This window comes from Nitrospira sp. Nam80 (assembly GCF_965152575.1).
This window is the reverse complement of record NZ_OZ224216.1, coordinates 2821152-2847237: the sequence shown is the minus strand read 5'-3', so window position 1 is coordinate 2847237 and position 26086 is coordinate 2821152. Positions and strand designations below refer to the sequence as shown.

22 protein-coding genes are annotated in these 26086 nt (G+C 56.9%); 11 read left to right on the top strand and 11 right to left on the bottom strand.

Annotated elements, in window-relative coordinates; all coding sequences use genetic code 11:
- The first annotated feature begins 200 nt into the window (after positions 1 to 200).
- Both ACWGXE_RS13345 and ACWGXE_RS13340 read left to right on the top strand, forming a co-directional pair.
- A complete protein-coding gene (locus ACWGXE_RS13345) occupies positions 201 to 743 on the top strand; it encodes a group I truncated hemoglobin (protein ID WP_447598262.1) in 543 nt (180 codons plus the stop codon).
- Positions 744 to 863: 120 nt separating this feature from the next.
- Entirely contained in the window at positions 864 to 2210 is a 1347-nt protein-coding gene (locus tag ACWGXE_RS13340) for a hypothetical protein (protein WP_447598261.1), read from the top strand.
- A gap of 27 nt (positions 2211 to 2237) precedes the next feature.
- On the opposite strand, the gene ACWGXE_RS13335 is transcribed toward ACWGXE_RS13340, so the two are convergent.
- From ACWGXE_RS13335 to ACWGXE_RS13295, 9 genes are all read right to left on the bottom strand, one after another.
- Positions 2238 to 2960: a DUF3313 domain-containing protein gene (locus ACWGXE_RS13335; RefSeq protein WP_447598260.1), complete on the bottom strand. Its 723-nt coding sequence runs from the start codon at positions 2958 to 2960 to the stop codon at positions 2238 to 2240.
- A gap of 385 nt (positions 2961 to 3345) precedes the next feature.
- A complete protein-coding gene (locus ACWGXE_RS13330) occupies positions 3346 to 3642 on the bottom strand; it encodes a type II toxin-antitoxin system RelE/ParE family toxin (protein WP_447598258.1) in 297 nt (98 codons plus the stop codon).
- Positions 3639 to 3872: an addiction module protein gene (locus ACWGXE_RS13325; protein ID WP_447598257.1), complete on the bottom strand. Its 234-nt coding sequence runs from the start codon at positions 3870 to 3872 to the stop codon at positions 3639 to 3641. Before ACWGXE_RS13325 ends, ACWGXE_RS13330 begins: the two co-directional genes overlap by 4 nt.
- Positions 3873 to 3930: 58 nt before the next feature.
- On the bottom strand, positions 3931 to 4692 hold the full coding sequence (locus tag ACWGXE_RS13320) for a hypothetical protein (RefSeq protein WP_447598255.1): 762 nt from the start codon (positions 4690 to 4692) through the stop codon (positions 3931 to 3933).
- A gap of 96 nt (positions 4693 to 4788) precedes the next feature.
- A complete protein-coding gene (locus ACWGXE_RS13315) occupies positions 4789 to 5451 on the bottom strand; it encodes a hypothetical protein (protein ID WP_447598254.1) in 663 nt (220 codons plus the stop codon).
- 236 nt (positions 5452 to 5687) lie between these two features.
- The gene (locus tag ACWGXE_RS13310; protein ID WP_447598252.1) at positions 5688 to 6596 is read right to left on the bottom strand and encodes a hypothetical protein; all 909 of its coding nucleotides are present in this window, start codon (positions 6594 to 6596) and stop codon (positions 5688 to 5690) included.
- Between the two features lie 353 nt (positions 6597 to 6949).
- On the bottom strand, positions 6950 to 10651 hold the full coding sequence (locus ACWGXE_RS13305) for an efflux RND transporter permease subunit (RefSeq protein WP_447598251.1): 3702 nt from the start codon (positions 10649 to 10651) through the stop codon (positions 6950 to 6952).
- A gap of 12 nt (positions 10652 to 10663) precedes the next feature.
- Positions 10664 to 11791, bottom strand: coding sequence for an efflux RND transporter periplasmic adaptor subunit (locus ACWGXE_RS13300; protein ID WP_447598250.1), 1128 nt, complete (start codon positions 11789 to 11791; stop codon positions 10664 to 10666).
- A complete protein-coding gene (locus ACWGXE_RS13295; protein WP_447598249.1) occupies positions 11791 to 13137 on the bottom strand; it encodes a TolC family protein in 1347 nt (448 codons plus the stop codon). Before ACWGXE_RS13295 ends, ACWGXE_RS13300 begins: the two co-directional genes overlap by 1 nt.
- 349 nt (positions 13138 to 13486) lie before the next feature.
- Between ACWGXE_RS13295 and ACWGXE_RS13290 the strand changes: the two genes are divergently transcribed.
- Together ACWGXE_RS13290 and ACWGXE_RS13285 are read left to right on the top strand one after the other, a co-directional pair.
- Positions 13487 to 13831: a hypothetical protein gene (locus ACWGXE_RS13290; protein WP_447598248.1), complete on the top strand. Its 345-nt coding sequence runs from the start codon at positions 13487 to 13489 to the stop codon at positions 13829 to 13831.
- A 95-nt stretch (positions 13832 to 13926) separates the two neighbouring features.
- Complete coding sequence (locus ACWGXE_RS13285) at positions 13927 to 15681, top strand: serine hydrolase (protein ID WP_447598247.1); 1755 nt, start codon at positions 13927 to 13929, stop codon at positions 15679 to 15681.
- A 313-nt stretch (positions 15682 to 15994) separates the two neighbouring features.
- On the opposite strand, the gene ACWGXE_RS13280 is transcribed toward ACWGXE_RS13285, so the two are convergent.
- Together ACWGXE_RS13280 and ACWGXE_RS13275 are read right to left on the bottom strand one after the other, a co-directional pair.
- Positions 15995 to 16627 (bottom strand): DedA family protein, encoded by a 633-nt coding sequence (locus ACWGXE_RS13280; protein WP_447598246.1) that lies wholly within the window; start codon positions 16625 to 16627, stop codon positions 15995 to 15997.
- Positions 16628 to 16697: 70 nt separating this feature from the next.
- Positions 16698 to 17543, bottom strand: coding sequence for a methyltransferase domain-containing protein (locus tag ACWGXE_RS13275; protein ID WP_447598245.1), 846 nt, complete (start codon positions 17541 to 17543; stop codon positions 16698 to 16700).
- A gap of 194 nt (positions 17544 to 17737) precedes the next feature.
- Here ACWGXE_RS13275 and ACWGXE_RS13270 point away from each other — a divergent pair, with 194 nt between their 5' ends.
- From ACWGXE_RS13270 to ACWGXE_RS13240, 7 genes are all read left to right on the top strand, one after another.
- Positions 17738 to 18235 carry a hypothetical protein gene (locus ACWGXE_RS13270; protein ID WP_447598243.1) on the top strand — a complete coding sequence of 166 codons (498 nt, stop codon included), beginning with the start codon at positions 17738 to 17740 and terminating at the stop codon, positions 18233 to 18235.
- On the top strand, positions 18232 to 18612 hold the full coding sequence (locus tag ACWGXE_RS13265) for a hypothetical protein (RefSeq protein ID WP_447598241.1): 381 nt from the start codon (positions 18232 to 18234) through the stop codon (positions 18610 to 18612). Before ACWGXE_RS13270 ends, ACWGXE_RS13265 begins: the two co-directional genes overlap by 4 nt.
- A gap of 621 nt (positions 18613 to 19233) precedes the next feature.
- Entirely contained in the window at positions 19234 to 20133 is a 900-nt protein-coding gene (locus tag ACWGXE_RS13260; protein ID WP_447598240.1) for a thermonuclease family protein, read from the top strand.
- A gap of 1273 nt (positions 20134 to 21406) precedes the next feature.
- Entirely contained in the window at positions 21407 to 22975 is a 1569-nt protein-coding gene (locus ACWGXE_RS13255; RefSeq protein WP_447598239.1) for a hypothetical protein, read from the top strand.
- 14 nt (positions 22976 to 22989) lie between these two features.
- Complete coding sequence (locus ACWGXE_RS13250) at positions 22990 to 23988, top strand: C1 family peptidase (RefSeq protein WP_447598238.1); 999 nt, start codon at positions 22990 to 22992, stop codon at positions 23986 to 23988.
- Positions 23989 to 24274: 286 nt separating this feature from the next.
- Complete coding sequence (locus ACWGXE_RS13245; RefSeq protein WP_447598237.1) at positions 24275 to 24721, top strand: hypothetical protein; 447 nt, start codon at positions 24275 to 24277, stop codon at positions 24719 to 24721.
- Entirely contained in the window at positions 24654 to 26081 is a 1428-nt protein-coding gene (locus tag ACWGXE_RS13240; RefSeq protein ID WP_447598236.1) for a S8 family peptidase, read from the top strand. The genes ACWGXE_RS13245 and ACWGXE_RS13240 overlap by 68 nt, the downstream gene beginning before the upstream one ends.
- Positions 26082 to 26086: the final 5 nt, after the last annotated feature.

Below are 26086 nucleotides of genomic sequence, written 5' to 3'. Positions count from 1 at the left end.
CTCCCATGTATCCGGATAACAAAGGAGAGATGGTATGGGTTACGAGAATAGTAACTGGACTATAGCACCGGGGTATGGAGCTCTCAACCCGGCTGTTTGGAGCGAAGCAATCCGATCCGACTCCAGGTTACGTAGAGAAAGTCAGATCGCCGGCGTTTCTCAAGACAGATGGTGTGGATAATCAACCAGGAGGGACAACTATGTATCCACGTGTGACGGCAGTAATTGTCGTGTTCGGTTTGGCATTGAGCGTATCAGGTTGCAATACGACGGGCGGATCAAACGGGGCGATGGCTTCCGGACAGTCGCTTTACGATCGATTGGGAGGCAAACCGGCCATTACGGCCGTGGTGGACGACTTTGTCGCCCGGGTCGCAGCGGACACCCGCATCAACGGCAAATTCGCGAATGCCAATATCCCGCGGCTGAAAACCATGTTGGTCGATCAGATCTGCCAGGCATCCGGCGGCCCCTGCACGTATACAGGACGCGATATGAAGAGCGCCCACGCCGGCATGGGGGTGAGCGGAACGGAGTTCGACGCGTTGGTCGGCGATCTGACGGCGACCTTGACCAAATTCAAAGTGGGAGAGCGGGAGAAAAGCGAATTGCTGGGCGCGCTCGGCCCCATGAAGAAGGACATCGTTGAAAAGCCGATGGCCGCATTGCCGGCCATGGAGATGATGTCCGCACACGACGCGTCACCGGGTGACGGGACCGTACGAGCCTCTGTCGCGCGCTAGAATCCGCTGAATCAGGCAGGGGTGTCTTGCTTAGGCTTCCCTGCCGGGCCGAAATTAAGCCGGAGGTATCATAGAGGAGAGGAGATGAGCGACACGAACTGAAAAGAGGAGGAGACTCGCATGGAACTCGGTCAGGCCGGTTGTTGTTCCCCGACAATCGAAAGGGCATCCACCCATTCGTTGTTGCAAACCTTGCTCAGTCGTCGCTCCCGCCGCTTTGCCAAGGGCCTGCGTCTGAACGGAGGGACGCTGTCATTTACCAGCGCCGAGGCTCCGCAGCCGTTGAGCGTGGAAGAAGAAGCGATGTTAGCATTCGCCGCGTGCGGCGTCACCGGGTATGCGCTGGCTGATCTGCCGTTTCAAAACGGTGATGGACCGGAAACGGGCGGCGGAAATATTTTGATCCACTTCATTGGACGCACCGTCGCGAGCGGCGACGCCCTTCATGCCGTGACGCTGTTCGTGTTGAACGACGACGGCGTGTGGCTCTTGAAACGCCCGCAGGATTATCCGCGCGGCGAGATTCCAAGCCTGGTCAACGCGGCGCGGGCGCATGAATTTGTCGCGCTCTACGAAAAGAGCCGCGTGCGGATTGCCGACCGGCGGCTGGATGTGCCTCGGACCTTGCCTTACGTTCCGCCCTTCAATAAATGGTCGGCGAACCAGCCGGGCGCCACCTATTTTCTGCCGATCAACGAGTTGACGGCCCTCTATATCAACATTCTGTTGTCCATCTTCAGCGAGGACTTCGGATATTTTCTCGTGGATGAGCGGCAGGGGTTTCAGCCGGCCGGTATCACACGATTTGCCCGCAGCCGCGGCGGGCCGTTGCATGACGATCCGGCGGATGGGCGGGTCGCCACGATCACAGTCCTGGAGACCTGGCTCTATGAGTTCACGTCGTTCGAACAGGGGCAGATGCTGCAAAACCTGGCCTTGATGGCCGAAGCCTTGGGGCTCGGCGGCTTTCCCCACTTTGCCGCTCATCCTTTCGGATGGATGCAGGCGTTGAATTTTCGGATGGAAGACGTCCCGTTTGCTCGGACGATCGGCGCCGGTCCGGTGAAGGAATGGGTGTTGAATCTGTTCAAAAAGAACCAGCTACTCCCGACGGCCGTAGGATTGGAGCGACAAGGGGATGTGCTGCTCAAGCCGTTCTGTCCGCCGTACTATCGCAGCATGAGAGAGGCGGTGCTCGCTTTTGTAGACTATAAGTATGGAACAGGCAGAGGGACATTGCGCGATGGAGGATCGGCCACCCCCTGGCGGAATGGGGCAGTAGTACAGGCCGGCATCCCTCCCTATTCCGAGGAAGCCATTGAGGCGACTATCGCCTATTGCGACTACGTCTACCGGCGCTACGGCCGTTTTCCCGCCAACAGTGGCCCCTTCCGCACGCTACTGGCCTATCAAGCCCATCATCTCGACCGCCACTTCTACGAGACGTTCTATAAGGGGAGCCCCTAGCCATAAGGAGAGACCCTGGCGCGGCGCTCATTCTTTCGGCTTGGTGCAGTCGGTTCCGCCGCGCTCTTGGCACAATCGGTATCGCAACTGTTCTGCCCAGAATGCCAAGGTCTTATGGACATCGTCCCAGGAATCGAAGGACTTCGAATCCAGATGTCTCTTGCCGACTCGTCGATCGGCGGAGGCGGCGAGGATCTCACCCGTTGCCGCGTCGGAAATCTTCCCTTCGATGCTGGCTTCTCCGACGAAGAGCGGTTTCCCGGTCTCGAGATCTTTGAGCAGCGAGCCGAGGGCGAACACATTCATGGGAGCAGGGATGGTGGAGACGGCGCGCAGGACGACATAGGACCGATCGGCGTGCGTGATCGCCGCTTGGATGCGTAAGGTGTGGGGGCCCGGCGCCGACACCATCTCGTAGTCTTTCGACAAATTCTCGTACATCAGGCTGTACAGCATGTCGGCGATATCGTGAAGTTCTTTCTGTCGGGCGGGATCGTGCTCCGCAGCCGGCGGACCCCAGATGGTAACCGGTTCCAGGAGTATCTTCCTATACGTGCCGCGCGCAATATCCGCCACGCGCGGATTCTTGTAGACTAGCAGCGCCTCGCCATCCTTGCCTTTTTGCATCTGCGGGTAGAGATCGCCGAGGAAGCCGGATTGCTCCATCGAGCGCGCTTGCTTGGTCGAGGCACAACCGACCGACAACGCTGCCATGACGAGTACGAGGGCGCGGAACAGCGAGAAGACCATGGAAGACCTCCTTATCTATATGCGACAGGCTCAACTCAAGACGAGTGGTTCAAAGCCGCGCTTCTTTACGATTCTGGCGGACGGCTGCGCTCAGAATTGCCCTTCATCCGAATCGGGCCCCGGAATTTTACCATCGACGGAAGCTCAAGTGACGCAAAGCCAATACGCCGCAGACTTCTGACGCTTCTTCGTTTTCCATGTCTGCGCCAACGCAGCCATGGCCTCTTTGGGAGAGCGAATTTCAAGCGTTGCCGTTTTCATGGTCTCACCTCTCAATATCAGCCTGGAAATCTGCGAAGAGCCTCTCGGGGCTAGAGAAGAACTTGTATTGTATGGAGTCCAACGAGTGCGATGAGCCGCACAGCGTGCCGGTCTCCATCCCAGGTTAGCGGTTGGCTCTAGATCGCCAGTAACCTGGGCGACGATGCGCATGAGCCACGGCGACAACCCGTAGTAACTCTGAGGTGAAGCTATAGATCAGGAAGTACGGAAAACGAGTCAATCTAAGTCCGCGTAAGTCTGCATCAATTGGAGAGCCGAGCTCAGGGTACTCCAGGAGCCGGGCTATAGTGCGGCGCACCTCGCTCCCGAAGCGTTCGCCAAGGCTCGTGACATTTTGTTCATAATAGGCTGCGGCCTCGATGAATTCTTGCTCCGCCTCAGGATGAAACTCATAGATCATCGACCAAGACGCGACCGCAGATTCTCAAACACGCGCTCGCCGGGAACACCCGTGACCGTTCCTTCGATGAGTTCCCGGTGTCGCCTCTGTGCCTCTTCAAGCCAAGCCTGCTCGACGTCGGGGTCGGCCGGAGCATCGAGTTCAGTTATGAGCGACCGGAGCAGTTCCACTTTCTGTCCTGGACTTAACGACCGAATCTCTTCCTCAAGCTTTTCAATTGCGCGGCCCATAACTATTCCCTCCCGCTTTCTGCTGCCGCTTAGTTTACCAGTTACCCCATGTGGTCCGCTAACGTGCAAGGATCACCCGTCGTAAAGCGATTGGGTGCATCCGGTGGTTAGGCCGCACCTCGCTTGGACTCGCCGTACAGTGCGTTCGCAACAGCTTTGGGGTTCTTCGCAGCCACGCGAAGTAGAGCCAACGCTGGACCGTCCGGCGTGCGTCGCCCCTGCTCCCAGTTGCGAAGCGTCGCGACGCTCCGCCAAGGAGACCGTCGAGCTTCCGAAGGCCGGCGGCAAGCTCCTCCATCGCTTGCGCAAGCCCACGAATACTCAACGACGTGGCGGTGGAGACCGCCGATGGTGCCCCCTGCTTGTCCACGGGATATCGAAAAGCCTCAGATGTCGGGTCGACCTTGCTAAAGTCACGTATGCCCTGTTCAATCGCCGCTATGTCAGCGCGCAATACCGGTAGCCGCCGCTCTTGGACGATCTCCTTAGCAATCGCCCATAGTTGATCGAGCTTGTGGTGCTTCGGAAGGACAAAGGGCTGCGCGATGACCTTGTTTCCGTCGAGAATGAAACCTTTAAGGGCAAGCTCAAGATACTGCCGGTACAGGAAGGCCATCGGGTATATGAGAGTGTTTCGATCATAGAAGGTCTCGCACCGCTCAACGATGAGGGTAGCCGCCTTCAGGTACCCGTCGGCGTACAGGCACCAGGGCATGGGCACGCGATCCAGGTATGCGTTATGCCAAGGGTCTGGGTCGACGGCGAAGAGAGCGATCTTCGGCCTGCCATGTTCGCTGCTTTCACCCGTTGGCGTATACATCACTCTTACCTCCTCAAAGGCTGGCGGAATGCCGCTAACCGGCCCACAAACAGCAAGCGGGACACCGCTCTTTGTGCGTCCGTGTTCAGCGGCTTGTTAGAGCGCGCCTTTTACCTGGCTCGATATCTCTCGGAATGGGAGTCTTTTCCCATTGATGTGTACGGTCGTCCTCGTCAATGGAACGGGATTGTGCCCCTTTCGTGAGATGAAATCTAGTACGTGGATTGATGCTTGGAGTGCACGGTAAACGTCGAGGCGATCGAGTAGGGACGGAAGGAGATGGAGACGAAGGCGTTTCGTTCGATGAATCTTCGATGCCTGATTTGGCGCCACCTTCAGTCGATGGGTCCATGGAACGATGATCGAAGACTTGTGCCGGCGTCCACCGGAATTCGGTGTTTCGAACTCAATTTCCCAGATATGGTTGTGCGCGATTGCATTCCGTACTTCGAAGAGCTCTTCAATATGATTCCAACGTCGATATTTCAATGTGGTCTTCAGGTACAGGGCGACACTTTGACCTGCCCTCCTGCTCTGTTTCTTCTTCACACAGAAATACCGATCGCGCTGCACGAATGATTCGACGTGCGCGGCGAGGAGAATAATAATGGCCGCAGCATATCCACCTTCGAAGTGATTCGATGAGACGCGGTCAGACGATTGTTTTGGTCGCGCGATCAGGCCTCCGATCAGGTCGGCGATCGGTTGGCCATATTGCGATCCGATGATCGAAATGGTTTTTTGGCGGGATTTCAACACGGCGAGGTCGTGTTTGATGCGCTCTGACTATTGAGTATGCGGACCGGCATAGTACGCAAATACCATGTGCGAATGTCAGGAATCAGAATGGTTTCAGGAACAATTATTGTGCTCTGTCGCGTGTGGAATGATGGCGCAGCCGTGGGTCAGACAGACTGGGAGAATGGGACGAAATGATTCCTGATACGATTTCTGTGCCCCATTTCTGTGCCCCGTCGTCCCAGAGTGCCATTGGGTCATTTCTTATCCTTCAACGCTCGTCCTGTCACATATCTCTTATGCAAATTAACGAGCTGCGAATTCCTTTTCTGGAGTTCGAGTCGCACATCATCCCAATCCAGGAGCAGAGGCACGGAAGAGATTTCCCGTCCATCGTCCATGGCTGACGCGGTAAGCCCTATGAGTTTCTCAGAATAGACCTCCGCATACCGCTTGTGTACGGACTCAAGTCTCGCGCGTGCAGACTTCGCGGCTTCCGCAATCAAGTTTCGTGCAAACTCATGGATCACGCTCAGCGACTCGACATAGCGTCTGCATGCGGCCTTCAGATCTACATCGCTCGCGATTTCATCAAGTATTGCCTTCTTGAACTTCTCATCTTCTTCGAGATATCGCCGCTGCGCGGCGATATCAACAGTAAATTCCATACGGCCATCTTCCCCGATCGATGTCCACTGCGCGTTCTGTCTAACGAAATGGATGGGTATGCCGCGATGCTGGACATGATTGCGCAGCGCCTCCATAAAGCGGTACTCGAAATGTTCGTCGTACTCTTTCGAACAGCGCGCCTTCACACGATCCGCCGCGTCAGCGTTCTCGGGTAGACAGTCTGCGACGTCCTGTGGAAGCTGATCTAGATAAAGTCGCGCAGCCGTTAGCAGGTTCACGACGTGGACGTTTAGGGCCGAACGGATCTCGAAGAACCCTGAGTAAGTCAGGGTGTTCCGCACTGCATTGGTGGCAGCGACGTTTAGCAGCTGTGTCTCGAGCGCAAGGAAGTTTGCAATCAGAATTTCGTACTTCTCCTCGATGGCAAGCGCGCTTGATAGAACGCCTCGAGCCGTGCCAAGAAGCGAATACTCTTCTGCTGAGATCTCCACCTCAGGGGTGGGTGCTAGCACTGCCTTACTGACGATGTATCTCACGAGGCCTAACTATTCAGCACGCTGAACGGCATAGTACGCAATTACCTTCTGCCAACGTGAGCGAAATTATTGTGTGGGCTCATGGGCTTGTCAACTCTATCGACCTACACCGACCGGCATAGTTTCGTCATAGCTGCGTAGGACTCAACTTTGGATAAGCGCATCGGCTGGACTCCGTACACCTTTGCTGCCTCGATGCAGGACGCGTGGTGTAGGTGACGGTCGTCTTCATGTCGGCGTGGCCTACTCCCTACGCACGTTCGGATTCTTCCGTTCCAGCGCGTTGGCGGGCACGCAGGTGCTCTTACTTCATGTCAGTCTAGTTGAGATCCCTTTCCAACCCGATACCCGCGCTAAGCCGTCGGTGACGGCGCCGCCGGCAGGGCAGCGGCTGGCTGGACGAGCGCGCCATCTCCATCGCCGTCGCCTGATGCCATGTCATCCATGTCCGCCCGGTTCTTTTCTTCCCATTTCAAGATCTTGAGATCCTGTACGAAAATGGCGTAAAGCACGGGGATCAAAATCTTGGTGATGATGGTCGCGAGCAGCAAGCCGCCGATTTGCGTATAGCACATCGGTTCCCACAGAGGTCCGCCGCGATAGGCCAAGGGGAAGAGGGCAATCACGGTCGCGCCGACGGTAATCAACACCGGACGCAGCCGGAGAATGCCCGAATCCAGCATCGCTTCGCGAAAGGGCTCTCCCAGTGCGTGGCGCTCTTCGATGAATTCAAACAATACGATGATATGGCTCACGATCACTCCCACCAGGCTCGCCACGCCCATGAAGGCCATGAAGCCGAACGGTGTGTGCATGACATACAAGGCCGCGAGCGCGCCGACCATGCCGTAGGGAATCGCCGCAAAGACCAAGAGCGGTTTGACGGCGTTCTTGAACTGAAAAACCAGCGCGAGAAAAATGGCCGCGATGGAAATGGCCATGACAATCCCCAGGTTCTTGAATCCGTCGATCTGCGATTCCTCTTCTCCACCGATTTGCATCTGATAGCCGGGCGGCAATGTGTTTTTGAATTCCGCCAATCGGGGGCGAATGGCCCGCATGGCCTCTGATGACAGCACGCCGGGAATTGGATACGCCTCCGCGGTAATGGTCCTGAAGTGTTCGCGCCGCCTGAGCTTTTGCGCTTCCATTTGGTACGAGATGTTGGAGACCTGTCCCAGCGGCACTTTGGCGGTTCCTTGCGAGGAAAAGACATAGAGATTGTGAAGGTCGGCGAGTTGCGCGCGCTCGTCCACGCGAAGGCGAAGGACCACCGGAATCTGGCGGTGGCCTTCCCGTAAGGTGGTGACTTGGTAGCCGCTGATACCGGCGGCGGCCGAGGCTGCGACATCAAAATTGGAGACGCCGGCCAGATTCGCGCGATCGGGATCGATGTCAAACCTCACGGTAAACGTGTCTTCACCCCAGTCATCCCTGATGCGGGTCAAGGTCGGAGTGGACCGGAAGATAGCCTTCAATTCCTCGGCCGAGCGTCGCAGGACGGAGAGATTCTCTCCCGACACGCGAATGGCCACGGGCGTGCCGACCGGTTTCGCGCTCTCCAATTGGAGGGCCTCAATCCGGGCGCCAGGAATGCCGGCAGAGAGAAGCGGCTGGAGGTAGTCGATGAACGGTGTGGTGTCGTGCTTATCCTCCGTCTCCATGATGATCTGGGCATAGTTGAGTTGCTGCTGTTCCGGCCCCAGCGTGTACCAAAACCTGGGCGCGCCGCCGCCGATGAACGAGGTCAAGGATTTCAGCACGTCTCGCGGCCGGTCCCCATTCTTCTCACGGATCCTGGCATAGTCGGCCGCGGCTTGGATGATCAGCGATTCCGTCAGGCGGGCCGTCTCGGACGTCGCGGAAAGCGGCGCGTCGGCGGGAAGCCACACATTGACATAAGAGAGATACGCCAGGTCCTTGGGAAAGAACTGCGTTTTGAGCTGGCTCAGAAAGAGCAGGCCGAGCGCAAGGAACGCGACCGATCCGGCCAGGACGGCCCAGCGATGATCGAGCGCAAATCCGCCCACCTTGTAATAGAGCCGGATGAATCCCTTCCTCTTCCGTTCTTCGAGCGACGGTTCCCTCGTCGGGCGCAGCAGGTAATAGCCGAGAAATGGAATGAAAGTCATCGAAACCAGACGCGAGGCCACCAGCGAACACGTAATCACGACCGGCAGGCTATAGAGAAATTGGCCGGTTTTGCCGGTCAGCAGGAGAAACGGCAGGTACGCCACGATGTTCGTGACCGTGGCATAGAGAATCACCGTCGCCAATTTGGTCGGGCCCAGCCAGGATGCCACGACGGGACGGTGGCCCGCCGCCAAATCACGCTTGATCGCGTCACCCGCCACGACCGGGTCATCCACCAGGAGGCCCAAGGCGATGATCAACGATGCGATCGAGACCTGCTGGATATCGATGCCCAGCAGATTCATCATCCCGAACGTCATGGCGAGCGTAATGGGAATCGCCAATGCCATCAGCAGGGCGGAGCGCCATTCCCAAAAGCCGATCCACGACACGAGAATGACCAGGATGACCGCGTCCATCAGCACGTCCATAAAGAGATGGACGTTTTCTTCGACTTGGCGGGGTTGATCCGAGGTGCGGGCGAGAATCAGGTCTTTGGGAAGCCGGTGTTTCAACTCGGCGAGGGCGGCATCCACGGCTTGGCCGAACCGGCCGATCTGCTCTCCCGGCCGCATCTGGACCGCCAAGGTGACGGCCCTGGTCCGCTCCCATTCGCCGGTATCGGTACGCCGGCTATGGGTATTCAGGAATTTCGGCGGCGCTTCATATCCCCGGTACATATCCACCAGATCCCGCAGGTAGACGGAGTTGCCGCTCGACGATACGTTGATCAGCACGCCGCCGATGTCGTCTTGGCTGTGAAATTCGCCACTGGGCGCGATGGCCAGGTTCTTCCCCCGAACCTCGAACATGCCGCCCGGCTGGGTGATGTTGCGCGCGCGCAGGATATCGGACAGGCCGGTGAGCGCGATGCCGTACGCAGCCAGCCGCTCCTGGGAATAATTCAAATAGATCGTTTCCTGCAGAACACCGGACCGCGTGACTTTCGATACTTGTGGAATCCCTTGGAGCGTACGCTGAATGAGATCGGTGAAATCATCGAGTTCCCGGTAGGTATATTTATCGCCGGCGGCGCGTAGCAACATCGACTCGGTGTCCTCCGGGTTCCGAATGATGACCGGCTTCCATGCGTCCGGGTGAATCTCCGACCCGCGCAGCCGTTCCTGCACGAACCGGTCAAGGTGCGCCATGATGGCAGCGTCATCGGCCGATCCTTCGGCGTCCACGCCTACGAATCCCGTGCCCTCGATGAAGCGAAGATCGCGCGCTACGCCCTGTTCGATCGTGAAACGGCCGAAGAAATCCCTCGCCATTCGAAACAGCCGCGGGTTGGCAGACGGCGGAAAGTTGTACACGATGGTGAATCGAGGCGCCGAAGATGAGGCAGCGGCACGGCGGATCGGGGCGATGGCTTCTTGGATGGATCGAGCCCGCAACGCGACCGCCATCGCGTCGGCCTTTGGGCTGGCCACCGTGAGCATCAGCGCGGCGGTATCGCCGAAGTCGCTCTTGAATTGCACCGGGCCCGCCCCATCGGGGAGATTGGCGTCGAGATCTTTTAGCTTCAGATTGATGTCGTTGAATTCCTTCTTGGTGTCCGAGACGGAATCCTCCAAGTTCACCCAAACGAACGACCGTCCGGACAACGTCATGGATTTGATTCCGTAGTAGCCGGCCGTCGCCCGATGGATATTCGGATTTTCCGCGATCTTGTCTTCAACTTGCCGGGTCACCAGCTGTTCGATCTTTTCGGCCGTCACGCCGGGCCACGGCGTCACCGCCAAGGCTTCGGTGGAGGGGATGTTCGGGTCTTTGCGTTGCGGCATGGCGAGGAAGCCGTAGACGCCCCACAGGACGGTCGCGATCAGCAGCACCCATGCGATCGTGCGATTCTCGACGCAGTAGCGCGCAAGATTGTGGTGGGTCCGAATGAATTCGCCGTCGCTGATGTTGTGAGGCATGGCAGCCGGTATCTAGCCCTCAGAGAGTACGCGAACCTGTTCGCCGTCGACGATGACCGTCGTTCCTTTGACGACGATGCTTTCGCCCGGCGCGATTCCTTCAGTGACGATCACGCTGTTGCCCAACACGGGTCCCAATGTGACGGAGCGGCGACGAGCGACGGCCCGGCCTTCCTGCGGGTCCACGACGTAGACTGCATATCCCGTGTCTTGTTCCGGCGAGCGGACGATGGCCGACAAAGGCACGGCGAGCCGAGGTGTCGAATCATGGTTGCCCGGCAAACTCACCGCGGCGATCATCCCGGGCTTGAGGCGGTGGTCAGGATTGGCGATCTTGACTTCGATCTGAAACACCCGGCTGGTTGCGTCGGCCGACGGATCGATCTTCGTAATCTGCCCGTGAAATTCGGTGCCCGGGATCGCTTCACTCGTCAAAGCCAGAGGCCGCCCCACGGCCAACGATTGGACCGTAATGTCCGGCACGCCGAACAGGGCTTTCACCACGGAGGTATCGGCCAGTACAAAGGCCACGGTCCCGGCCGAGACCAAGCTGCCGACCTCGATATTGCGTTTAAAGATGACGCCGTCCGAGGGGGCCTTCAGTGTACTGTCCTGCATGGAGATGTCCGCTTCTTTTCGACTCTCAACCGCCCCCCGGAGTTTAGCCTGAGCGGAATCATATCGGGCGCGCGCGGCATCGTAATCGGATTTCGTGAGGCTCTGTGCGGCGTAGAGATTTTTGGCCCGTTCAAAGTCCTGCTTAGCCTGTGTGAAGTTGGCTTTGGCGTCGGCTTCGTTGGAGATTGCCTGATTCAGCTTGACCGCATAATCCGACTCTCGAAGCCGCGCGAGCACCGCGCCCTTGCGGACCTCATCGCCGGGCTGAATGATCCGCGTCTGTCCGTCCGCCCCGCCGACTCGCTGGATGTCGTTGACGTATCCGCCGACCTTGAATGCCAGATCGACTTGGGTGAGGGGGGAGAGGCTGACGGAATAGCGGCTGCCGTCCTGCATGGAGGAAGCTTGAACTCGGTAGACCGTGACCGGCGTCAACGGCTTCTCTAATGCCGGCTCTTGGCCGCATCCCAGGAGCGCCGTCAGCGCGCCGGCGATACCGATCACCAGCCGGTGCGGGTTCATCAATCTTCCCCGATCGCTTTGCTGAAGTCGGCCTTAGCGCTCCAATATCCGCTCAAGGCCTGGCTGTATTGCGCCTCGGCGTCGAGCAGATCGGATTGCGCCTGCAACACATCCTTCAGCAGCGCCGCCTTTTGCGCATAGCGATTCTTCGTGATACGCAGCTTCTCCTGGACGGTCTCCTTCGCCAGCCGTTTGGCGGGCAGGAGCGCCTGGGCCTGCAACAGCGTCCGATATCGATTGCGGACATCGACTTGAGCTTGGGCCTCGGTTTCGACCACGCCGTTTTGGGCTTGCGTGAGCGCCCGGCGCTTCCCCGCGAGTTCCTGTTGCTTGCGGCCCCAATCAAATGGTTCCCATGTCAACCACACGCCGGCGGTAACGATTTGGCTGGGAAGCACTTGGCCCACGTTCTGAAGTGAGATGTAGTTGAAAGTCAAGTCGAGCGCCGGGAGATATTCCAATTTTTTGATCGCCGTATCGTACTCGGCCTGCTGCACTTGCAGCCGCGCCTGCCTTACGTCCGGTCGTTGTTGGAGCGCCCGTTCCAGCGCGGTTTCCGCGGGATAATTCACCTCGATCACCTCCGGTCCCTCGCTCACGCTGAACTCGGTCTGCACATCGCGGCCCAACAGTTCATTGAGCTGCTCTTTCTGCGCCGTGAGGCTGTTCTGTAGCACCAGTGCGTTGTATTCCGACTCGGCGAGCCGCGCTCTCATGTCCAAGTGGTCGGCCTCAAGCGCCTTCTGTTGCCGGACTTGTTCCCGAACCAATCGTTCGAGTTCGCGATAGAGCTGAACGGCTTCCACAGCGGAAGCAAACGAACTCTGCGTCTGGATAATGCCGAAATACGTGCGTTTCAGATTGGCGATCACCGTTTGCCGCTGGCTGCGCAATTGTTCCGTCGCGACCTCTTTGTTGACTTCTCCCAACTCAATGTTTTTATGGATGGTGAATTGTTCCAAAAGCGGCTGTGAGATCGTCGCGTACAGGAGGGCCGTCATCCGCGGGCTCGTCTGGAGTTTGGTTTCCTGAGCGGGAACGGGCCCGGTCGCCGGAAAAGTGCCGAAGGCGCCTTGCGCAAACGTGAACTCGAGGGGGGACAAGAGTTGGTTGGCTTGCGCCTTGAACGACAGGCTCGGCAGCCGATGGGTCTTGGTGGCATCGGTCTGCGCCACCGCCTTCTCGACGTCGAGTGATGAGTTTTTCACCAGGCGATTATTCTGAGTAGCCAACGCGATCGCCTGATCCAGGGTCAGAACTTCGGCCGCCGAAGGCGTGGCGTACCAACCCAATCCGAGGAGGCAGAGTAGCCCGCCTGTCACGATGCGCTTTCGTGCGGCCCTCATGGCGCTCGGCGATGGCGGCCGCGGTCGGCTCCGGCGGAGAAGCGGGTGGCTCGGGCAGGGAACATGTATCATGCGCGCTCCTTTCGCTTTGTCAGGAATGGCCGGTGTCATGACTCTCAACCGTCGGTCGATGGGCGCTCGCCAAACTTACACATCGGATCATACGTCCGATCGCGGAATCGGCATGGACATTACCATGCTCGGCCTTGCTACGTAAGGTATTAAGTGTGCCCTCTTGCAACCGCCTTCCTGGTGGCGTACGATGCGCGCCTTTCTGGGGTCAGTAGATGGCTTCCGGCCGCTGGTCTCGTTCCTTCGATAATACCGGTGCGGCCAAAGGAGGAGGGGAATGAAAGGATTATGGCCTGAGCCGCAGCGGTTGTTCTTTATGCTCGGACTGTTCCTAGGCCTCTTGCTCGAGTGGGGTGCTCCGGCGCTGGCCTCAGCCGCGGATCCCGCCCCGCCGTCGTCTTTTTCTCAGCTGCCCACTCCACCGGCGACCCAGACCGAGGACCCGTCTGAGCACCGTGAGGTCACGCCACAGTGCCGAGCGGAGGTGAAGCAACTCTGCCGAGGCATCCTCCCCGGCGGCGGACGGATCAAGAAATGTATCGAGGCGAACGAAAGCAAGCTCTCAGCTCCGTGCCGCAAGGCGGTCCAGGAACGTCTGGAACAAGAGAGCGCAAAAAAGTAACGGCCACATCGCTTCATCACCAAAGCGATCCTCCGTACGACGCCTCTGCAACATGTTGCACTATGAGGAAGCACATCATACAAGGGAGCACATCAATGGGAAGCTTGTCAGGCAAGCAGAACAACAGTCTTTTGAGTATTTCCGTCGAGCCAAACCAGTCTTGGAACGACCAGCTGAGGAAGATTTATGGTGGCTCACTCACCAGTGCGGCATTTGCTGCCACGCCGCGCTTGGCCAACGTCGCGGTCGGTGCCCTCGCCCTTATTCTGGGCGGACTATTCGTAGGCGGCTGTGCTTCAGATCGCGAGGGCTCCCCTCCGGTCCGCAAGCAAGTCGGATTCGCCGCTCAGCCGATCAGTGCTCCTCTGGCACCCGCGATTACCCCGGATAAGGTCAAGACGGCGCTTCTGGAACTGGAGAAGCTGACCACAGATCTGCTCAAGAAGACAAGCGTACCGGGCTTGGCGATCGCAGTGGTGCACCAGGATCAAGTGGTCTATGCCAAGGGCTTCGGCCTGCGTGAAGCGGGCAAGCCCGATGCCGTGGACACCGATACCGTGTTTCAACTCGCCTCGGTGTCCAAGCCGCTCGGCTCGACGGTAATCGCGGCGTTGGTCGGCGACCACCTGGTGAAATGGGATGATCGCGTCATTGATCACGACCCGGGATTCCAAATGCATGATCCTGCCGTAACGGCCGCGCTTACCATCCGCGACACGTATTCACACCGGAGCGGGTTGCCGGACCACGCGGGCGACTTACTCGAAGACATGGGGTATGACCGCGCCGAAGTCTTGCGCCGCCTGCGTTTCGTTCCCACCAAGAATAACTTTCGCTCCCATTACGCCTATACCAATTTCGGTCTGACCGAAGGAGCGGCGGCCGCCTCCAAGGCCGTCGGAAAATCGTGGGAAACGATTTCGGAAGAGCGGCTGTACAAACGAATAGGCATGAGTTCAACAAGCTCGCGCCTGTCCGAGTTCTTGGCCCGCCCGAATCGGGCCCGGGGCCACGTGTGGCTTGACGGTAAATGGATGGCCAAGTACCAGCGTGACCCCGATGCTCAATCACCGGCGGGCGGCGCCAGTTCGAGCGTGAACGACATGGCTCGTTGGATGCGCCTGCTGTTGAACGGCGGCACATTCAACGGCGAACTTATCATCCCAGCGGAGGCGTTGGCGGAAACGTATCGACCCCACATGGTACTCAACGCTCAACCCATCAAACCAGCCGCGGAACGATATGGCTTCTATGGATTAGGTTGGAATGTGGACTATGACGAGTTGGGACGTGTCAAGTTAGGGCATTCAGGCGCGTTCCTTCTGGGGGCCGCGACGGCCGTCTCCCTCGTGCCGGCCGACCGACTGGGGATTGTCGTCCTGACAAATGCTCAACCGCTTGGCCTCCCGGAGGCACTTGCGCAAAGTTTCATCGACCTGGCGACCTACGGCAAAGTGCGACATGACTGGTACGCGCTTTATCACCCGTACTTTGAGGAAATGGCGCTGGAGGGACACAGTCCCATCGACTATTCCAAAGCGCCCGCCTCGCGGACGCCGGCGCTGCCGAACGTCATCTATCTCGGCGCCTACGAGAACGATTTCTACGGGAAGCTTGAGATCATTGCCCAGGACGGCAGGCTGATGATGCGTGCCGGACCAAGAAGGTCGGCGTACCCGTTGACGCATTATGACCGTGATACGTTCTACTACGACACGACCGGTGAAAGTGAAGTCGGCTTAAGCGGCGTCACCTTTGTCATAGGCGGGGACGGCAAAGCGACCAGCGTGATCGTCGAGAATCTGAACCAGGAGGGATTGGGCACGTTTACGCGAGCACCGGGCAGATAGATATTCGAGTTCCTCACTGTACCGGGAAATCTCACTGTCCGCTCCGGCGGATGATGCGCCATCCGCCCACAACGGGCCGCCGCGAGGATGGCGCGGCGCGGAGTCTAGTAAATCCGTCATCGATATGTACTCGGCCGTCGGTTTGATGAAATTCACTCCGGTGAAGTTAGGGCGTCTCACCCTTGCGGCAGGATATCGGTCGGACGTTTTGTATCAGGCAAACCGCGAAGAGGCCAATCCGGCTTATAGCTTGCTGCCTGTTTGGAGGACGCCGGCTGTAGCGACGGCCCAGCTAAGTCCATCCGTGACACCCTCATACCTGGTTTTTTTTGCTCCTCTTCGCGTTATCGAGAGATCCGGTCAGAACCCGCCGGCGCATAACAAGCAATCCAACGAGAATCATAGCCCCGACCACTATCGCCAGGATTACGACTGCGCGGTGCACCAGCGGAGACTGTCGATGCCATTCCTCCCCGAGGCCGTACCCGATGCCGATGAAGGTCGCCGACCATAGAAACGCGCCGCCATAGGCAAAAGGCGCAAAGACGTGCAGTGGCAGACCCGATGCGCCGGCCAGCAGGGCGACGAGATGCCGGAGTCCGGGAACAAAATAGGCGATGAGCAAGGCGTACTTGCCCCAACGTTGGAGCCACATCTGTCCGCTCGCGATGTGCTGAGGACGCAGATGGAGCAGGGGACTGAGCTTCATCACCACCCGTGACCCGGCGACACGCCCGATTCCGTAGCTGAAGGTAATGCCGGTCGAGCTTCCCAGAAAGGCTGCGGCCATGGAAGGAACAAGGGCAAGGTCGCCTTTAAAGCTTAAATACCCGACGAAGGTCAGCAACGTTTCGTCGGGCACCGGCAGGCCCACGATGCCGAGCATGAGCAGCAGGAAAATCCCGGCATACTCATACCGCAAGATCCATTCAAACCCGGTGTCCATAAGAGCTCATTCGGAACAGCGTGGGGAATGTTTTTATGCGGCCGGTTATAGATGAGGAGGCAACACCATCCTAAGAAGAAAGTCGGTCCGGCACCCGGCCGACGGCGAGGAAATAGCTGATCGTGCAGAAGAGTTCGTCTCGGCTCAAGAGCCGAGTGATGTCCTGCCGCCACTGATCGAGTTCGAGGGCGGAGATGACTTGTTCCTGGTGGGCCGCTCTGCCGATCTCCAGAAAATAGGCGCTGAAACTGGTCGGCTCGAAGATCACCACATCGGCTTCGATCGCGATGTCCACGAGCCCGGCCGCCTTGAATAGCCGCGGCAGATCCCGACCGATCCAGCCGTGCTTGGTGTGGTGATCGCAGTCAAAATGCAAAACCTTTCGCACGAGAGTTCGATTGCTCACGTTGATCATCACCGTCTCGAAATCCGGTTCGATCAAGGCGACGACGCCGCCCCGTTTCGTGACGCGAATCAGTTCGGAAAGGGCTCGTTCGGGAGCGGCCAAATAGGGGAAGAGCCGCTCGGCTCGCGCGACATCAAAGGTTTTCTCCGGAAACTGAATTTGCAGCGCGTCGCCTTGCCGGTAGTCGATCGGCAGCCCAAGTCCTGCCGTGCGACGGCGGGCTTCGACCAAGAATTTCTCGCTCGCATCGATCCCTACCACCGTGCCTGACGGAGCCACCACCTTGGCGAGTCTGACTGTTTCCAGACCCGTTCCGCATCCGACATCGAGCACCGACATCCCTGGCTTGAGCCGGCACTGCTCGATCGCGACCTGTTTCAATCGTTGGATACCGGCAAGGCCGTCGAAGATATCCAGGATACGGATGTAGTCCTGTACGGAACCTGCCTCGTCGATCCGCTCGAAGGCTTTGACGTTGATGCCAGACGAATCAGCCGTTGGTTCCGGCATCAATCATTCCTTTCGTCCATTTTACATCCCCTGTGCGGAACGCTATAGTCGGACGCTTGCCGACGATCAACTATAGATCAGAGCTGAGGGAAGCGCAACGAACGGAAGCCGTGGGAGCCATAGCCTGTCCCGGTGTGGAATGCCACGTAACAAGCCGGGCGGAGCCCGCCGGCATCCCCGTTCGTCGAATCCTCATGGACACTGCGAATAAGGATTGTGATGATTTTGGCCGGTCCGTGTTTCGCATCCTGCGGCGCGCCTGTATCACTCCGGCGTTGCTGGTTGCGTCGATTGCGCTGAACGGATGCTCGTCGGGACTGGGCCTCTGGCCTGTCGCTCAATCGCATATCACGGCTGAAGGAGCGCAGATCGTTCCGCTCGGCGATACGAAGGGGACCGCCAGCGATTTCTTTTTTTCGTGGGGAGGGCTGCCGGACTTTTTACATTCCAATCTTCAAGCTGAAGCGGTGCAGGAGGCCATTAGAGCAAAACAAGGCGACCTTCTTATCCATTATACGCTTTCGGTCAGAGCCACCAGATTGCCCCTCGGGCTGCTCGTGGTTGATCTCAGCCTATGGTGGGTGACGTGGACAGCCGAAGGAATCGCCGCGAAGATCCTATCGGAAACGCCTCAATCGGTTGCTGATGGTCGAGAAAGCCGGCCGGCTCCGCCTGAGATGATATCTCAATGAACCTTCGAATTGTGGTGATGGCACCCCTCGTCATCTTCCTCACCTCCTGTACGACCAAGATCGGCACGAATATCGCCACGGATCGAATTATCGCGCCGACCGACCACGTCGAGGTGCTCGGAGCCGTAGCGGCTTCGGCCACAAGAGGCGGGCTGCTGTGGGCCAAGCCTGCCGATCGACAATTATATGAAGAAGTCAGGCGTCAGGCCTTGAATCTCCGCGACGGAACACTGCTCATCAACGCCAAAATTACGACGGTGCTCACCTCCTACTTGGGACTGTATTACCGGACGATGGTACACATCGACGGCATGGCGGCGAGGGTGGTGCGCGCTCAAATCGACGGTGATAGTAAGCGTGGACTCGATCCGCATTGATAGAGACGCATGAGAGACCAGCCTCTTCGCTGATTAAACTTGAGCAGCACCGCTCTCTGCGCCGGTGCGGAAGTCATGCCATGACGGCCCCCGGTATTTCTTTCAACCGACTTCGGAAAGCTTTACCGTAATTGTGATCGCTTGATGAGAATTACCGGCGTGGAGATAGTAAGGATCGGCCATAAATGCCCGCAGGAAGCGGGTTCGCAGAAGCAGAATAGACCGGTCGCGCAATTCGAAGGCTCTCCCGACGGACAAGGGCTTTTCTCACACATCTCTCTCCGGCACAGTTTCGCCCTCTGCAGTATCGGCTCCGACCGCACCAAGTCACCATAGATAAAGGCGAGGGAGGACCGTGTACGAAACGCCTCCAGGATCTTCATCTGCTCTAACGGACGAATGGGCATCGGCAGCGTATCCAATCGTGCCGAAGGCGTATCTATTCAGATACCGGTCGTGGGCGAATTATCCTCTTTACAGTACACGCCGTCTCTTATGTTGTTGAGAGATGGCATGGTTTCGAATGGAGGGGATTCCTCCCGTGCGTGGCATCCCAGTTGCCTTTCGATAACTGTGAACAGAAGCTGACAAAATCCCAGTATTCACACCCGGGAGGCTTAGATGTTATTCGGCACGGCGATCACAGCAACGGTGGTCCGGGCAATCGATGGAGACACGGTCCGATTGACTTCAGGTGGGCGAGAGGAAAGTGTGCGGCTGCTCGCGCTCGATACGGAAGAATCGAATTTGGGCAGCAACAAACCGGTCACGCCATGGGGGCACAAGGCCAAGGAAGCAGCGCAGCAGATGTTTCCTATCGGCGCAACCGTGACGCTGGAGTTTCCCGGAAGTGAACCAGTCGAGGAATGCTGGGAGAAGCACCGGGACAACTATGGCCGGCTGTTGGGATATCTCCACAAGGATGGATTGGATGTGCAAGAACATATGATTCATGAAGGCTATAGTCCGTACTTCATGAAATACGGCTATGCGGATTTCCCGGCCTACCATGACCGGTACACGGCCGCTGAGCGAAAGTCGCAGACGGCACACCGAGGGATGTGGGATCAATTCACCGTCAATGGCTACGAAGCGCGGAACTATGCCGTGCTTGGCGTATGGTGGCAACTTCGAGCGGATGCCATTGACGACTACCGGTCGGCCAAACTCTCCAATCCCGATCTGCTGGATTCTCGTCGGGACTATCGGCAACTCCTTGAGCTCGCCAAGTCGGAGACCGAAGCGACCGTTTTTACCGAGTTACGGGAGTATCGCATGGCCGGCCGGCATATCGTGGTCACGATCGGCTCTTTTCAGCAGCCATTTCAAGTCTTCATTCCCAACGGTGTGGAGACAGGACAGGACATCCTGCGCTTGCTGGACAACCGGTACATCGCAGCCGGCGAAACCCACCCGCGCAGAGGCTATGCCTTTGTCCGCGGGCCGCTGAAATTGTACCAAGGCAAGCCGGAAATGATTGTGACGTCTCCGACTCAGATCGCGGATTCGCCGATGACGTGAGAAACCGGCGCAGCGTGTTGGTTAGGGGGTCGAAACTGCTCCGCTTCCGCGGAGAGGCGGATGCACGCCTGATTCAGTTAAAACCCGATCCAACCTGGAGATCCGCGAGATCGACGGCGGGATTACTACGGGCCCGGCGCGGATGATGCGCGTGAAATTACGGCCGATGGAGGTCTAGATTCTGGCCAAATAGCGAACTTTACAGGGTAAGCTACAGCCGTTTAATGACATTCCATTCCGACATGGGTCCTGGTGAGCCAGATCAACGGGGCCCTCTCAGACAATCTCCACTTTAATGTGGCGCTGCCCTGATGGCTACGTTACGCGAGAAAATTAGCGCGATAGAGCGAGAAGAAATTGGTCGTCGGGAGCGGGGCTGCGTCAACAGTGCCATGCCATATCACATCACCGTTGAGCCATTCTATGTATCTAGAAGGATGCCTAGCCGTATCTCATCAGATACATAAGGATAACGCGTTTAAGTGTTCTCGCACGCACAGGAATTGCCAACTATTTAAAATAATTAGGCATCCTTACCCGCCATTCTGCAAAGCCCCAAGTGGTATCTGTTTTGCTCAGTGAATGAAAATAAAGACTTTTCTGTCGTCCATCGAAAGACTATCTCACACGTAATGAATGCGCGCTCGTTTGCACGCGTCGTCGTTTTCTCTCCGATGAGTATTATCTTGGGAGCCAACATGCTCATGGGATGTGCCATTCATTACTACGATAAAGATACCGGCAGGGAGCACATCTGGGGAGTTGGCCACATAGCCCGCCTCGAAGGCACCGAGACGCCGCAGTTGACAACGGCAAGAAACTGCCTGTTATGGCGAGCTTCAGATTTAGCAACAGCTATCCCTTCGCGCGCACAATCGGCTCAGCCTTTGTATCCGGAGACGCAGCTCAAACCACGGCTGCCATTATGATAATTCTCCGGGTAATGATTGGGACACCCGCGTCGAGCAATTGAAAACGCGAGTTGAGACTGTGAATGGGACAAATCGATAGCGAGCAGCGCCTTGCTTTCAGATTATCAGCCACAAATTGCCATTGGCTTCCTATGCGACTCTCTTGGTTACAAACGGTTTTCCGGGAATCGGAATTCCAGAGACGATGTTCGACCTGTCTTTTTTGGCACGGATAGCGCGCTCGTTCTCAAGATCGTGGGACTGGGATGACCGGTTGATTTCCAGACTCGGCAAAGCTCGGAATACAACCGCAAGGAAGCTGAAGCGATAGCGATGAATCTACCCCTTAGAAGGAGATTTTGATGAAATGGCAATTTGTTTTCTCACTCATTTCCGCTCTATTTCTTGCCTCCTGCTCTAACCAACATGTCATTACGGGTGAACCTCTTGTCTATGGGATCGCATCGGACAAAGGGCAGGTGCTTGATCGAGATACACCGGACACGACGAACACCAGTTTGGTGATCCCACACAAGGGTGAAATCATCACACTTGTGCTCAATACTGCCTTCATCAAATATCTCAAAGGAGGGGCCAGCCCACATGTGCTGGTATACGCCCAAATTTTCGATGATGGCACGGACAATGCCGACACCGCTGTAACGAAGGTGCTCTATAACGAACGCAATTCGCCTGAGGGCGTGAACTTAGGTTTAGCTGATCGTGTTCTATACGGCCCCACTCCGTTCAAAGGTTTCCCCCTGCGGATCAAACTGTTTGTTGTGGAACTCGATAAGGAGCAGAAGGAGCTCGCTTCAAAGATCATTGATGCTGCGGGTACAACGGCAGCCACCGCGAAGCCCGAAGCAGCGCCGGCCATCGCGGTCGCAGTGGCGATCGCCAAGGGCATCAACGCAATGAATGAAGATGACTTTGAACTTCGGTCTGATTTGACGCTATTCCCCGTAGGTTCCATCGGCAAGGCTTCCACTGGCGATGCTGTTCTGGACGATGCCCGCGAGCCCGTTCAGCGCCATGAAAAACAAGTGACCATGGTATTGCCCTTGCGTACAGGTCTCTACGCCATCATGAAACGTGAATTGGAAGAGCGATTCAGTACGTGGGAGCATTTCAGGACATGGACGGGCGCGCCACTCCCCGAAGTCAGTGTATTCGACATGGATTATTCACAGGAGTTCTTCGTTTCTGAATATCTCGGTGGAAATGGGAAGAAGTATCACGTGAACGAAGTGTTGCGCTACCAAGGAGGCTATCTCTATCGGATCGTCACCGGCATCAGGGAGTTTGAGTCGGGAAAAGACGTAGACCGCGCGACGGTCCGACTCCGTACAGGGCCCAACCGCACCGTGGACTTTTCGGTTACCAAGGGCATTCGCCAGCGGTTCACCGATCGCACCCATGTTGTGCTTTCCATAGTGACCGGTCTACCGCTTGGGTTGGAGCCGGAGGCACTTAAGGCCGCCTCTGAACGCGATGCGCGTCAGCTGACCAAGCTGCTCGACAATCCGTCCGATGCATCCCTCGGCGAGCGTATTGGTCCAGAAGTGGATGCCATCGCCGCATCTCTTAAGTCTGTGCTCGAACAACGCCGGATTGCGGCGGAGGCAACACGGCGTGTTGGTCGTGATCCCTCCTTCCGGACATCGCTGGATTACCCACTGTTCTGGGTACAACAGATCGACCCACTTACCGCGGGCCCTGGCACAGTGGAGCGACGGAACGCCGAAGCGAAGAACGCTGCAATTCTTGAAGTCTTAGCCGAGATCGTGGCGAACATGCCAATTCTCAGCGCCGGCGATCCAGTCACAATGGTCGCACTACGCGGCCTCACCTCTACCGACCTGGAGACGGTAGATGGCAAGCCCGGTATCTTCCGTTTGAATGATCTAGGCAAACGCAAGTTGTCATGAGAGGAGGTGTCAACATGGCCAAAAGAAAAGCTGGATTGAAAGCGGGTGGAGGGCCTGTCATTCCCCGCGCCGGAGGTGGTGTTATTATCCCCCGTGCTGGTGGTGGCGTTGTCATTCTGAGAGCGGGAGGCGGTCCGATTATCCCACGTTCCGGTCGGCGGCAAGTCTCTGGCGGGTGGCAACCGGATATTCCGGATTGCCGCGATCATGCTCTAGACACGGAGGAGTTCGAGCAACCGCTGCGACAGGCGAACGCACGCTTAGCCTCGGTCCCTAAGGCCAAGGCTCCAAGTCGAATGGACAATCGGCAATATTGCTCCCCCATAGAAAATCAAGACACACTCGGTTCATGCACCGCACACGCTGTAGTGGGTATGTTGGAGTATATGATGCGCCGCGGTCTCGGGGAGCACACAGACCTCTCCAGCCTATTCTTGTACAAGGTCACCCGCCGGCTGCTGGGATGGACCGGAGACACGGGTGCTTACCTTCGGACTACGATCAAGGCCGCCGCCTGCTTTGGCGTGCCACCTGAGGAGCATTGTCCCTATGACATCAGTCGTTATGAGCAAGAACCGGATGCATTTCTCTACAGCTATGCCAATAATTTTAAGGCACTGAAGTATGCACGTCTTGATCCCTACAATAGCACCGGAGCACACACGTTGGATTCAGTAAAACGGACATTGGCGGCTGGCTTCGTGGTGAGCTTTGGTTTTCCTGTCTACAATGCTATGACCGAATCGCCATATGTACCCTATCCTACTTCCAAAGACACGCTGCAGGGAGGTCATGCTGTTCTGGCGGTGGGCTATGACGATAACATTGAAGTTGAGGATCCTCTTGGCAAGAAGACAAGCGAGGGCTGCTTGATCTTCCGCAACTCCTGGGGCGAAGACTGGGGCGTCGATGGTTATGGTTACCTACCTTATGAATATGTCGAGAATGGGTTAGCCGTGGATTTCTGGACCGTGTATCGGTCCGAATGGCTTGCGGATGGCATGTTTTCCTAAGCCCGGTGGCTACGGAAGAAATTGTAAGCTTTAGGGCGGCATTTTGGATGCAGAGAAACAAAGGGGCAAAGTGTCGAACCCCATCGAACCCGATAAAGTTAGCATGATTCGGATCCCAACACTGTCCAACATGAAAACAAAGCGTCCTTGGAATATTTTGCCAGATCAGTGAGAAACAAATGAGTTCGTCGGGTTCGATTCCTTAGATCGCAAAGGCAATCACAGGACTCCAAGTGTTCACCTTTCAAATCGATTCCGTGAACACTGCTGAAAGTGAGGTGAGAGCTTGGTAGAGATGTTCTTTCGCTATGCCTTATTAATTGGAGTGGCGCTGACGGTGTTGTCAGCGACCTTCTGGTTGCTACGGGCCGCCACTGAGCAGATTCTCGGTGAATCAAGGTCCGTGTTGATGCCATTTCAAGTGATCGGCAAGGACGATCCGTCTGGCAAGTTAGGGCAAACTCTTGCGCAGATGCTTATAGCCCGTGTCGGCCGTATCGAGCAAGAGATGGAAACCAGCACTCAGGCGTTGAAAGTAGCCAAGTCGATTACTGTCGCTCCTTCAGGGGCACAGCTCATGGACATCAATCCCGATCGAGCCTTGACTATTCCAGAGCAGATTTTCGAGCCGCTTGACCTCAAACTTTTCACTTGGAGGAGTGGAGGTGGGCCCAGTTATATCGTGGTTCCATCAGCTTTTTTCGGCGGATCGAGGATTTCGGGTATCGATTGAGTTTCTCAGCGACCGTGCGATCGTTGCGGGGATCGCCCCGGGAGAAGATAAGCCTCCCGTGCATTTGGAGGTCGAAAGTGCTACAAACCATGAAGTCATTGATGCGTTTGCCTACAGCATCATGCAGCAACAGATGGGAAATCGCGTTCCTGAGGTTTCAGCATTGTCGGTCAAGGAGTTCAAGGCGCTACTGACGACGCTAAACGCCGCAGCCAAGATGAACGCGCAGCTGTCACTCGGTGCCCAAGTCTCGAAACCGTACGTGGATTTATTAGACCAGCTAGCCCCCCTTGTTCAAAAAATGCCTCGCTGGGTAGCGCTGCTGAGGATCGCAGGTCAGATGGCTGAGAACTCAGAGAATGACCAGCTTGCTCTACAGTACTACCAGCGCGAATTGGCAGTACTTTCGGATAAGGATCTGAAGTATACCGAGACCAAAACGCGGGTTAGTGAAGTGCAATCAAGATTGGTTGCTAAGAGTAAGGCCTCTATTTCCGCCCAGATCCCTCGCAACCTGTCGTCAAAAATCATCGAGCAGGACCCACTCCTGCGGCAGCTTCTTGCTTCAAAAGTCACGGAATCAATCCTAAGATCGGTGGGGGTAGAGAGCCTTGACATGCCGAAGGAGGTTTTAATCGCTGTCGCGGGCGGCTTCCCTCGATTGAATGACCTTCCAGAAAAGAGCTATACGATCTTGGGTTCGGATAGCGCCAAAGCGAAATCCGATCCAATGATGGAAGATTATGTTGATTCTCTGGTTCAGTGGGTACGCGTTATCGCACCGAAGGCCCGATTTGTCTTCGCACCGCTACGGTCGGAATCAGACTTTTCAGGCGCTTTCTCAGACTCAGAATTGCTACGTGCCCTTGATCAACTTGTGGATGCGCAGCCACAAGTAATCCTATGGACATTTGGCCCGATGAGAGGAGAAATCTGGTCGCGGGCGATGTCAAAGACGGCAGAGCGCGGGATACTTTTAGTGCAAGCAGCGGGCAATTCCCCCAACGAGCCAATCTCTTTCGAGGGGACGAATCTGTTGGATCGCATGGTAGTTGCTGGTGCAGTTGATCAGTACGGCCGCCGTGCCGAGTTTTCTCCGAATTCCAAACAGGTGGTCTGGGCCCCAGGTGTTCAGCTTCCTGTACAAGTGCCTGGCGCAACCGAATTCTCCCTTCGTTCCGGCACTTCGTATTCGGCTGCAATCAGTGCAGGCGTTGCAGCCAGAATCTATTCCGAGAGACATTTCAATTCGCCCGACCAAATTGTGAAGCTTCTACGCGAAACGGCTTCTCCGGCACGGGGACAAGCCGAACCGCGCATCATAAATCTGGCAAATGCGCTCAAGAGACTGCATCAATGATCGTG

Excerpts from the sequence above, each read along its gene's own strand:
- ACWGXE_RS13325 (WP_447598257.1), bottom strand. The coding sequence starts at position 3,872 with ATGGGCCGCGCAATTGAAAAGCTTGAGGAAGAGATTCGGTCGTTAAGT.
- ACWGXE_RS13290 (WP_447598248.1), top strand. The coding sequence starts at position 13,487 with ATGAAAGGATTATGGCCTGAGCCGCAGCGGTTGTTCTTTATGCTCGGA.
- ACWGXE_RS13335 (WP_447598260.1), bottom strand. The coding sequence starts at position 2,960 with ATGGTCTTCTCGCTGTTCCGCGCCCTCGTACTCGTCATGGCAGCGTTG.
- ACWGXE_RS13345 (WP_447598262.1), top strand. The coding sequence starts at position 201 with ATGTATCCACGTGTGACGGCAGTAATTGTCGTGTTCGGTTTGGCATTG.
- ACWGXE_RS13280 (WP_447598246.1), bottom strand. The coding sequence starts at position 16,627 with ATGGACACCGGGTTTGAATGGATCTTGCGGTATGAGTATGCCGGGATT.
- ACWGXE_RS13270 (WP_447598243.1), top strand. The coding sequence starts at position 17,738 with ATGGACACTGCGAATAAGGATTGTGATGATTTTGGCCGGTCCGTGTTT.
- ACWGXE_RS13340 (WP_447598261.1), top strand. The coding sequence starts at position 864 with ATGGAACTCGGTCAGGCCGGTTGTTGTTCCCCGACAATCGAAAGGGCA.
- ACWGXE_RS13285 (WP_447598247.1), top strand. The coding sequence starts at position 13,927 with ATGGGAAGCTTGTCAGGCAAGCAGAACAACAGTCTTTTGAGTATTTCC.
- ACWGXE_RS13295 (WP_447598249.1), bottom strand. The coding sequence starts at position 13,137 with ATGAGGGCCGCACGAAAGCGCATCGTGACAGGCGGGCTACTCTGCCTC.
- ACWGXE_RS13265 (WP_447598241.1), top strand. The coding sequence starts at position 18,232 with ATGAACCTTCGAATTGTGGTGATGGCACCCCTCGTCATCTTCCTCACC.
- ACWGXE_RS13305 (WP_447598251.1), bottom strand. The coding sequence starts at position 10,651 with ATGCCTCACAACATCAGCGACGGCGAATTCATTCGGACCCACCACAAT.
- ACWGXE_RS13260 (WP_447598240.1), top strand. The coding sequence starts at position 19,234 with ATGTTATTCGGCACGGCGATCACAGCAACGGTGGTCCGGGCAATCGAT.
- ACWGXE_RS13275 (WP_447598245.1), bottom strand. The coding sequence starts at position 17,543 with ATGCCGGAACCAACGGCTGATTCGTCTGGCATCAACGTCAAAGCCTTC.
- ACWGXE_RS13300 (WP_447598250.1), bottom strand. The coding sequence starts at position 11,791 with ATGAACCCGCACCGGCTGGTGATCGGTATCGCCGGCGCGCTGACGGCG.
- ACWGXE_RS13330 (WP_447598258.1), bottom strand. The coding sequence starts at position 3,642 with ATGATCTATGAGTTTCATCCTGAGGCGGAGCAAGAATTCATCGAGGCC.
- ACWGXE_RS13320 (WP_447598255.1), bottom strand. The coding sequence starts at position 4,692 with ATGTATACGCCAACGGGTGAAAGCAGCGAACATGGCAGGCCGAAGATC.
- ACWGXE_RS13250 (WP_447598238.1), top strand. The coding sequence starts at position 22,990 with ATGGCCAAAAGAAAAGCTGGATTGAAAGCGGGTGGAGGGCCTGTCATT.
- ACWGXE_RS13255 (WP_447598239.1), top strand. The coding sequence starts at position 21,407 with ATGAAATGGCAATTTGTTTTCTCACTCATTTCCGCTCTATTTCTTGCC.